Genomic DNA, 10,162 nt, shown 5'->3' on the forward strand with positions numbered 1-10,162 from the left:
AGAACTGGCTGTTTGCTGGCTCGCTGCGCAGTGGCCAACGAGCTGCCAATATCATGACTTTAATCCAGTCAGCAAAGCTCAATGGGCTGGATCCGTATGCCTATTTAAGTGATGTGCTGAAAAGGCTGCCGACACACAAAGTGACCCAAATTGAAGAATTACTGCCACACCGGTGGCAACCCGACCAAAATTAAAAAATAGGTATGGGGTTCAGCGGATGCTTACGGTTTTAAAGCCTTTAAGTCGCTATATTGCAAAGCTTTATTGCCCGCAGGTGTAGAAGCATTTGACCAGCCATAAACCACTTGATCATTTTTTTTCAGTTTCACGGTGTCATGCTTTGAATGATCCATAGCTTTCATATCACTAGGGCTCATCTTCGAATGAGTCATGCCTTGCATGTCGCCACTTTTGTGCCCCATATCTTCCATGGTCAAAAGCGAACGTGGGCGTGGTGCGGGCATATGAATATCATGCAGTACAGGATTCAGCTCATTACGCAAAGTACCAATTGCATAGCCTGAGCGATCAATCGACTCCGCTTCAATCTGATAATGTTCGCCTTTTGGTTCAACAATGACATCATAAGTTTCAGCAGTTCCGATACGGAATTCATCTACAGTAACGGGTTTTACAGGCTGACCATCGGCACTGATCACGGTCATTTTCAAGTTAGGAATACTGACATCATAAAAAGACATCGCTGAAGCATTTACAAAGCGCAAACGAATTTTTTCATTCGGTTTAAACACCCCTGTCCAATTTTGCTCAGGTGTTTTACCATTTATGAGGAAGGTATATCCTGTAACATCAGACAGATCTGTTTTTAACATGCGCATCTGATTCCACATTTTACGGTCAGACCATGTCGCTTTAATCCCTTGATGTTTTATTTGCTGCCAAACATCAGCCAAAGTCTCACGTTGATCTTGATAATATTCAGCAGAAATTTTCAAGTTTTTTTGAATTTGATCACTGGTTTTTTCATGAAAATCAGACAGCATCACCACATAGTCACGCTCAGTTTCTTCATGTGCAGCAAGGGCTTTTCGATCTTTAGGATAAATCACTAAAGCGCCATATAATCCATCTTGTTCTTGTCCTCTGGAATGGGCATGATACCAATATGTGCCGTTTTGGCGGACTTTAAAGCTATAAGTAAAATGACTTTGCGGACGGATACCATTAAAGCCATTGAAACCTGGGACACCATCCATTATTCCGGGCAATAACAGTCCGTGCCAATGAATAGATGAATCTTGATTTTTTAATCGATTATGGACATGAATAACAGCATCATCGCCTTCCTCAAATTCTAAGCGTGGGGCGGGAAACTGCCCATTGACAGTGATTCGTTTTACAGGTTTACCCGTTAAATTGACAATATCTTCATCAATGTAAAGGTGATATTCCTTTACAGCAGAAAACGTAGATGATGATAGCGCAATGCAGATACCTGCAAGCACAACTTGATTAAATTTTATAGACATGACTTTACCTAAATGGTGAAATTAAATAATTTTTCAGACAATTAGGTTAAGTTTTAGGGGGACGTAAAATCTCTTGCCAATATCCATTCAGATATTGATTGGAATAAGAAAAATTAGGTTTAGCTATACAATGGAAGGTATGGGAAATAGCTAAGGGGCTTCGCGATGAATCAAGACCTAAGAGCTGTATTTGGCAAGATAAGCTAGAACATTCCTGACAGTCTTTGTTATGTTGATTTGAAAGACTCGCTAACTCATTATGGCAATCTAGACCCGTCTTAACTTGGTGATTGCTGCTGTGTTCAGTGATTTTTTGTGTTTGATCTAAACAGTGATCTTGACTCATTTGAGTTTGCATATTGATATGCATGATCTTTACTGAAGCAACAGACACATTACTCCATCCTATGGCAAAAACCATAAGAAAACAAAACCAAAGTTTTTTTGAAGTAATGGTGAACACGAAACACGCTTATCTAAAATAAAATGCTTATGTAGAGTATATCTATAATAGATAGATAAGCAAATAGTTTCAAGCAAAGTGAACGGTGCTCTATGCGTGGTAGACAACATCCTATTACACTTATTAAGCGTATTTCAGCAGATTAAATCTAAAAAAAGACGCCCTATAGCGTCTTTTTTTAGAGTATTGTTTAACGTGCCGCAACGGTGACTAAACGGGTATCAAAATAGGCATTAATGGCTTCACTACCGCCTTCTGTACCATAACCAGAATCTTTAATGCCACCAAATGGCAATTCAGGTAAGCCTAAACCAACATGGTTGATGGTGAGCATCCCACTTTGAATATCGCGACCTAAATCTAAGCAGGTTTTATTACTACGACTGTAGGCATAAGCGGCTAAGCCAAATTCTAAACGATTGGCTTCTTGTACAGCTTGCTCATAACTGTCAAATGGACAGCATAAAATTAATGGGCCGAATGGTTCTTTATGCATACACTCTGCGGCTAATGGTACATCTTTGAGTACCGTTGGTTGCATAAAGTAACCTTCTCCTGCTAATGCTTCTCCACCACATACTAACTGTGCACCCTGTTCCACAGCGTCTTTAATCAGTTTTTGAATACTGGCATAACCACGTGCATGAATCATCGGCCCCATATCGATGCCGTCTTCTAAACCATTACCTACTTTTAACGCTTCAACTTGAATTTTAATCTTGTCTATAACTTCTTCATACACTTCACGTTCAATTAGGAAACGTGTTGGAGCAATACAGACTTGTCCTGCATTGCGGAATTTAGAAGCTAGCATTTCTTTGACTGCCACATCTAAATCAGCATCTTTAAAGATTAACACAGGTGCATGACCACCTAACTCCATAGTTGCCTTTTTCATATGTTGACCAGCAAGCGCCGCCAATTGTTTGCCTACAGGAGTCGAACCGGTAAAAGAAATTTTGCGTACAATTGGATGAGGAATTAAATATTCTGAAATTTCTGCGGGTTCACCATAGACTAAGTTGGCCACACCTTGCGGTAAACCTGCATCATGAAAGGCTTGAATCAGCTGAGCAGGTGAAGCTGGGGTTTCTTCCGGGCCTTTGACGATAATCGAGCAACCTGCGGCCAATGCAGCCGACATTTTGCGTACCACTTGGTTAATTGGAAAGTTCCAGGGTGTAAATGCCGCGACCACACCGACAGGTGTTTTAAGCGTATAAGAATGCACATCCTGTTGACGTGCAGGTATCAACTGTCCATAGCTACGCACAGCTTCACCTGCAAACCAATCAATGACATCGGCTGCACTTAAGGTTTCAATTTTTGCTTGTTTGATTGGCTTACCTTGCTCTAAGGTCATCATTTTGGCAATGTCATTTGCACGTTCACGTAACAAACTCGCCGCTTTTTTCATGATCTTGGCACGCTCTGCTGGTGCTGTGTCTTTCCAAACTTGGAACCCTTGCTCAGCGGCTGCTAATGCTAAATCTAAATCTGCTGTTTTTGCTTTGGCAACCCGACCAATCTCTTGCTCTGTAGCTGGATTTAATACAGTTAAAGTTTCACCTGCTTGGGCATCTTGCCACTGACCATTGATATAAAGTTGCGTGTTTGGGTACATCATTGATTTTTCATCCTATTGTTTGATTTTTTTACGGCTTTATCTTAGTGCAATTTAAATCGTTTACATGATCCGTATTGCGCTATACGTTTGTTTTTCATTCTTTTGTTATAACTGAATTTAAAAGCCAAAAGTAATGTTTATTTACAATCCTTGCACAAACTGTCTTGAATTTAACTGCGTCTCAGCGGTTTGAGGCGTGGTCGCATTGCTGCCAGCTTGCGTTTTTGCTGATATTGCAAGTAAATTCCAATGGCCATTAAGATTAATGCAGCAGCACCTGTAGAGACCACTAAAACTTGATACTCAGGAATAAAGGCCATAGCAATCAAACATACACTGATAAACAAAATGACGGCATAGGTTAAGCCAGGAAATAACCACATTTTGATTTCAGGTTGTACACCTTGCTTTTGCATTTGACGGCGCAAGCGCAATTGAGAAATTGCAATCACCAAATAAACCAACAGTGCAATCATGCCTGTGGTATTCATTAATAGATCTAAAATATCTTTGGGTCTTAAAGATTCAAAGAAATTCAGCACAGCAAGACCCAAAGCAATCACACATGAAGCGAACACTGCGAAAACGGGGGTACCTTTGCCGCGAGTTTGCTTAAATAGTTTAGGTGCATCGCCTCGCTGTGCAAGCGAATACAACATTCTAGATGCAGTATAGTGACCTGAAACAAAACAACTACTTACTGAGGTCAGCACGACAAAATTCATTAACCATTGTACCCCCGGGATACCCAATAACTCTAAAGTACGGCGGTAGCTACCATAACCGGCCTGCCCCAATAAAGGATCATTCCATGGCACTAAACATACAATTAAGAAGATTGAGCCAATATAAAATAGACAGATCCGCCAAACCACAGACTTAATAGCACGGCGAGTTTCTTGGACAGGGTTTTTCGATTCAGAAGCCGCAATCGTGACAATTTCAGCACCTAGAAAAGAGAACATCACCCCAAGTAAAGCAATTAATACCGGCCCCATCCCATTGGGCATAAAGCCACCATGTGCAGTTAAATTACTCAAACCTGCTGTTGCTATACCGCCTTGCCACACATTCATGACAGCCGCAACACCGACAATAATAAAAGCCGAAATTGCCACCACTTTAATCAGGGCAAACCAAAATTCAACTTCACCATATTTTTTGACCTGCATAAAGTTAATACTACACAGCAGGACCGTCATAATGAGCGTAAAGACATTAACGCTTAAAGCAGGAAACCATTCATGCAGAATTAGACCCGCAATATAAGCTTCCCATGCCATAAGTAACACCCAAAACCACCAATACAACCAGCCGATGGTAAAACCTGCCCAACGCCCAATGGCACGTTCCGCATAAGTCGAAAATGAACCCGTACTGGGTGCTGCAGCAGCCATTTCACCAAGCATCCGCATGATAAAAACCACCAATGCACCACCCGCCAAATAGGCCAAGATTGCTGCTGGCCCTGCTTTGGCAATGATGCCGCCTGAGCCCACAAATAAAGCCGCACCAATCACACCTGCAATTGACATCATGGTCAGATGCCGCGTTTTTAAAGCTTGACTCAGCTCGTTATTATTTTCCGTCTGCATCGTCATTATTGTAATTCCTTATCGTCTTAAAGGTCATCAATCACCTTGAGATATTTTATTTTTAGCGTTTGGGGGGTGCTTTACCCAAAGCAGTATTTCGAGAACAAGTCACTCCTTTTTCTTATACTCAGTGGCAATGTGTCTGTTTTTTGACATAGGAACGAGTACCATTTCACTTGCTTTTATAGGTGCCAATTCGTTTTAGGCTAAATTGCCATTTTTAATTATTATGACTATGCTCAGCTAAACATTGTCTTAAACGATAAAAAGCTTGCAGCATTTCAGGCTCAGGTACACTGGCAAATCCCAGTAGTAAACCACGCTCGGGTGCAGGGTGTTGTGGGCTATAATACAATGACAAGGCCTTTACCTTAATCCCAGCATGGTAGGCTTGCTCGGCAATTTTTTGATCATCTACATGCATAGGAAGCTTGAGTACAAGATGCAATCCCGCCTCTAAACTAAAAGGATGGATCATCTCAGCCCCTAAATAACGTTCAATCAATTCAATTAGATATTGGCGTCTCTTACGATACAGTACCCGCATACGCCGAATATGTGCCACATAATGACCTGCATCAATAAATTTAGCTAAAGCACGTTGGGTCAGTTGGTGGCCAGAACGATGTAACTCATCTAACATCAATTTAAGGTGTGGGGCCAAATGCTTAGGCACTACCATATAACTGACACGTAGACCCGGATAAATCGTTTTACTAAAAGTGCCCAGATAGATCACAGGTGCCGCTTCTTCTAAGCCCTGCAAAGATGGAAATGGCGCACCGCTAAAGCGAAACTCGCTGTCGTAATCATCTTCAACAATAAATGCCTGCTGCTGACGTGCTAAATCCAACAGCTCACGGCGCCGTTTTAAGCTCAAATGAGCGCCCAAAGGATATTGATGTGAGGGTGTCACAAAAATCAGTTTAGGCTTTGGTGCATCTGCTTTTGGACAAATCCCCTGTTCATCCACTGGCTGGGCATGCACCACCAAACCATTCATGGTTAAAATATTACGAATGACCCAATACCCAGGGTCTTCAATCCACACAGAATCTCCAACGTCACACAAAGCCCTAGACAGCAAATCAATCGATTGGTGGGTACCTTCTGTGATAATAATTTGATTAACGTCACAACGTACCGATCGCGCGACCTGTAGATACTCACACAAACTGCGTTTTAACTCTGCATTCCCGCCATGATGACTATAAATTAAACTGGCCGTATCTGGGACCTGCCCAATACGTGCTTGTATTTTATTAAATAGCTGATGCGGAAACTCTGTGACATCTGGCACACCCGGCACAAAAGCACCCCATTGTATTGGCCGATGATTAACATTACCGATAAATTGCTGTGCACGTTGAGATAACCTATGGTGAGACACAGCAGCCACAGGCACCTGTTGCACGACATGGGCTTTGGCATTTAGATAATTATCGGGGATTTGTTCACTGACCCATGTGCCACGCCCTGTAAAACCTTGTATATAGCCTTGCGCCTCTAGCTGTTGATAGGCATTTAATACCGTATTGCGTGACACACTTAATTGCAGTGCCAAATCGCGCGAAGCAGGTAATTTGCTTTTTGGCAGCATAATACCTTCGCGAATCGCCTCTGCAATACAATGAAATAAACGGTGATACAGTGCGCCACTATGCTGCTGTGGCAATTTTTGCTGAATATAATCTGCCAATAAAGTGTGTTGTAACATACCTTTCCTGATCCTTGGATAAGCTCTGTGTATCACGATGACATCATATCATCGTGCTGCTTATCCTAGACGTACATCTAGCGACTAAGCAATATGTAGACCACATTAGTCTACGATTTAGCGCTAATTGGCTCCTAATTTTAGTTTTAAATTGGCACTCGATTATGTCAGTCAATTCAGGGACATTAAGGCATCAGATCACGCTATGCAGGACAATAAAAAATGCAAAATCAACAAAACATACAACAAAAACAAGCACAAACCTTAGCACGCGGTATTGGCGTACTGTGCGATTGGTACGTTGATCGAGCTGAAAATGCTACAATTTGGGGCACTAATGGCAAAACATATACTGATTTTGCAGGAGGCATTGCGGTGCTAAATACAGGTCACCGCCATCCTAAAGTACTTGCCGCGGTATATGACCAATTGGATCGTTTTACCCATACTTCCTTTCAAGTCACGCCTTATGCAAGCTATATTCAATTATTAGAACGTTTAATTGAATTAGCACCTATCCAAGGACCTGCCAAAGCGGCTTTATTTACTACAGGTGCAGAAGCGGTAGAAAACGCGGTGAAAATTGCCCGTGCCGCAACAGGTCGTCATGGCATTATTACCTTTTCAGGTGCATTCCATGGGCGTAGCTTTATGACCATGGCCATGACAGGTAAAGTTGCTCCCTATAAACGCGATTTTGGTGTTATGCCAGCGGGGGTTTTCCATGCCAAATATCCAAATACACAGCTGAAGATCAGTGTCGATGATGCAATTGCCAGCCTTGAAGATATTTTTAGCACCGATATTGCACCTGAATCTGTCGCTGCAATTGTAATCGAACCGGTACAAGGCGAAGGTGGTTTCCATGTTGCGCCACCAGAATTTTTCCTTCGCCTTCGTGCCTTGTGTGATCAACACGGTATTTTAATGATTGCCGATGAAGTACAAACTGGGTTTGCACGTACAGGGCAAATCTTTGCAATGAACTATCATCAAGATGTACAAGCTGATTTGATCACCATGGCGAAGAGTTTGGGCGGTGGCTTCCCTATTTCAGCAGTGGTGGGTCGTCAGGAGATCATGGATGCCCCACATGCGGGTGGTTTAGGTGGTACCTATGCAGGCAATCCTTTGGCTGTTGCAGCAGCACATGCTGTGATTGATGTCATTTTTGAAGAAAAATTATGTGAACGTGCCAATCAATTAGGTGCTCAACTCATCGAAAATCTAGAGGATTTAAAATTACAGTACCCATGTATTCAAGATATTCGTGGCTTGGGTTCGATGATTGCCGTTGAACTGGAAACTGCAGCACAAGTTGCACACATTCAACGCTATGCCATGAATCACGGTTTAATTCTCTTATCATGTGGTAAACAGGGCAATGTGATTCGTTTCCTATACCCACTCACTATTCCTGAGGCACAGTTTACAGCAGCCTTAAAGATTTTAAATGCCGGCTTTGCGACGCTAGACAATACTGTGGCTGCTTAAGCACTACAACTCGCCCGCCAGTGTGGGCGAGTTTGCTTTAGTTTAAATACCAATTTTTCCAAGAACTGCTTCCCCGTACCGCAACAGGTACAGTAGGAATAATTACTTGCTTTAAAATATGTGTCTGGTCCACAGCCTGTGCTAAGCGTGCTTTGACCGAGTGAATGCACTCGCGATCTCCAAATTCGCAGCGATCACCCGCCGTCCCTCCACAAGGACCATTTGCTAATCCTTTTGGGCATGTTTCTGGACAAACATATAAAGTTTCACCTAAGCGGCATTGACCACAACTTTCACATCCCACCACCGCATGTTTCATCATATGTTCACCCTGAACTAAAGCACGCTCTGCCCATTTGGCTTGCCACAGCGGAGCTTTGAACAAGAAACGTCCTAATCCCTTACCCAAACGTGAAGCAAATAGCGCATCGTGCATGATATGTAATTGTCGATATTTGATCTGATCAATTGGCGTGACGTGATGTTCAGCACTTGGATACTGTGGTGTAAATTCATCGCCAGTCTTGACTTGCCACAACTGATGCCATAACCCTTCACACTGTTCCAGACTTAAGTGTTGGTATTCTTGTAAATATCTTGCTAACCGATGTTGCGCAGCTTCGTCATGACAACTGGATAAATGCACACCAGCAAAGGCTAAATGTTGGCAGATCAGAATTTGTAAAGCTGCACGGCGTTCAGCGTAATCGGTCAAGGACTGCTGTTTTTCCTGCTCCAAAACCCACAGCATATGTTCGGTAATCACAATCCCTGCCACTTTGGCTTTACGCATAAACTTGGCACGCCCCAACGTCAGTGGCATAACACAAGCAAAGACAGGCTGAGTATACTGCTGTTGTTGTAAAAATGCCTTTAAATCTTTGAGCTTTTGTAAATCATAGCCGAGTTGGGTGACAATATAATCTGCCCCCGCTTGGATTTTTTTATGCAGTTTAAAATATTGTGCATCCGTTTCAGCTTTGCGGTATTTAAATGGATTAAACGCGACCCCTATACAAAACTGTGCTTTGGCTTTTGCCGCCACCACAGCATTGACTGACTCTAAATAACGACTTCGATGCTCAGGCTCAAAACGGTGTTGTTTTAACTTATCACCGCTTAATAACAATAAATTGTATATCCCCTGTGCTGCAGCCTTTTGTAAAAAATGCTGAAAATCTTGAATATCACGCCCTTTGCCTGAAAAATGTATAATTTTTTCAAGAGATTGAGGATAGTGTAACGCCGTGTCCAGAGGCGCAGGATCAGTATCACTATGCACACGATCCGCCAAAGTCATGACGCATGGATAGTTGGCCAAACGTTCAGGGATACGATGTACTTGGAGATGGGGTAAACATTCAATTAAAAGAGTAAATTGCTGTTGCTGCAGTAATGTTGAAAAGGTCGTCATAAGCCAATGCTTGAAGAATGGATTGCATAAAAACCTGCCCATTATACCCGCCAAATCATAATGATTATTCATACATTTTATAGATATTTCTTATCAAACTCTTTTGCACAAGTGACTCGCGTTATCTAAGCAACATATTCAGATGAGCGTTAAGGCACTTTTTTAGATTTAACTTTTGGGAGTGATTAATAGTAAATGATTATATTGACAAATATGGACATACATATACAATATAGGTATTAAATTTCAAACTACTTATGATGAGAAACTTAACTGTAAGCCTAAAGAAAGTAGAGCAAGACCTCGCTTATTTTGTATCCCCTAACAATAAAGATGGATTTATTAAGGAATTTGCATCATGG

7 protein-coding genes and 1 pseudogene are annotated in these 10,162 nt (G+C 42.0%); 2 read left to right on the top strand and 6 right to left on the bottom strand.

What is annotated here, in order from left to right; genetic code table 11:
• Window positions 1-194, top strand: a 194-nt coding sequence (locus CYK47_RS14385) for a transposase domain-containing protein (RefSeq protein ID WP_164709117.1), incomplete at its 5' end; no start/stop codon positions are given.
• Between the two features lie 30 nt (window positions 195-224).
• Here CYK47_RS14385 and CYK47_RS14390 read toward each other — a convergent pair.
• The 5 genes and pseudogenes from CYK47_RS14390 to pdxR all read right to left on the bottom strand — a co-directional run.
• Window positions 225-1,490: pseudogene (locus tag CYK47_RS14390) on the bottom strand (multicopper oxidase domain-containing protein); the annotation flags it as partial.
• A 46-nt stretch (window positions 1,491-1,536) separates the two neighbouring features.
• Complete coding sequence (locus tag CYK47_RS14395; protein ID WP_122902488.1) at window positions 1,537-1,884, bottom strand: hypothetical protein; 348 nt, start codon at window positions 1,882-1,884, stop codon at window positions 1,537-1,539.
• A gap of 259 nt (window positions 1,885-2,143) precedes the next feature.
• Window positions 2,144-3,580, bottom strand: a complete 1,437-nt coding sequence (locus CYK47_RS14400) for an NAD-dependent succinate-semialdehyde dehydrogenase (protein ID WP_252150299.1) — start codon at window positions 3,578-3,580, stop codon at window positions 2,144-2,146.
• 170 nt (window positions 3,581-3,750) lie between these two features.
• The gene (locus tag CYK47_RS14405; protein WP_122902484.1) at window positions 3,751-5,181 is read right to left on the bottom strand and encodes an amino acid permease; all 1,431 of its coding nucleotides are present in this window, start codon (window positions 5,179-5,181) and stop codon (window positions 3,751-3,753) included.
• A gap of 214 nt (window positions 5,182-5,395) precedes the next feature.
• On the bottom strand, window positions 5,396-6,892 hold the full coding sequence (gene pdxR / locus CYK47_RS14410; RefSeq protein ID WP_122902485.1) for a MocR-like pyridoxine biosynthesis transcription factor PdxR: 1,497 nt from the start codon (window positions 6,890-6,892) through the stop codon (window positions 5,396-5,398).
• A 222-nt stretch (window positions 6,893-7,114) separates the two neighbouring features.
• Between pdxR and gabT the strand changes: the two genes are divergently transcribed.
• Entirely contained in the window at window positions 7,115-8,386 is a 1,272-nt protein-coding gene (gabT, locus tag CYK47_RS14415; protein ID WP_122902486.1) for a 4-aminobutyrate--2-oxoglutarate transaminase, read from the top strand.
• Between the two features lie 37 nt (window positions 8,387-8,423).
• Here the strand turns inward: gabT and CYK47_RS14420 are convergent, their stop codons facing one another.
• The gene (locus CYK47_RS14420) at window positions 8,424-9,800 is read right to left on the bottom strand and encodes a methylenetetrahydrofolate reductase C-terminal domain-containing protein (RefSeq protein WP_122902487.1); all 1,377 of its coding nucleotides are present in this window, start codon (window positions 9,798-9,800) and stop codon (window positions 8,424-8,426) included.
• Between the last annotated feature and the right edge of the window lie 362 nt (window positions 9,801-10,162).

This window comes from Acinetobacter sp. B51(2017) (genome assembly GCF_003711395.1).
Lineage (GTDB): Bacteria > Pseudomonadota > Gammaproteobacteria > Pseudomonadales > Moraxellaceae > Acinetobacter.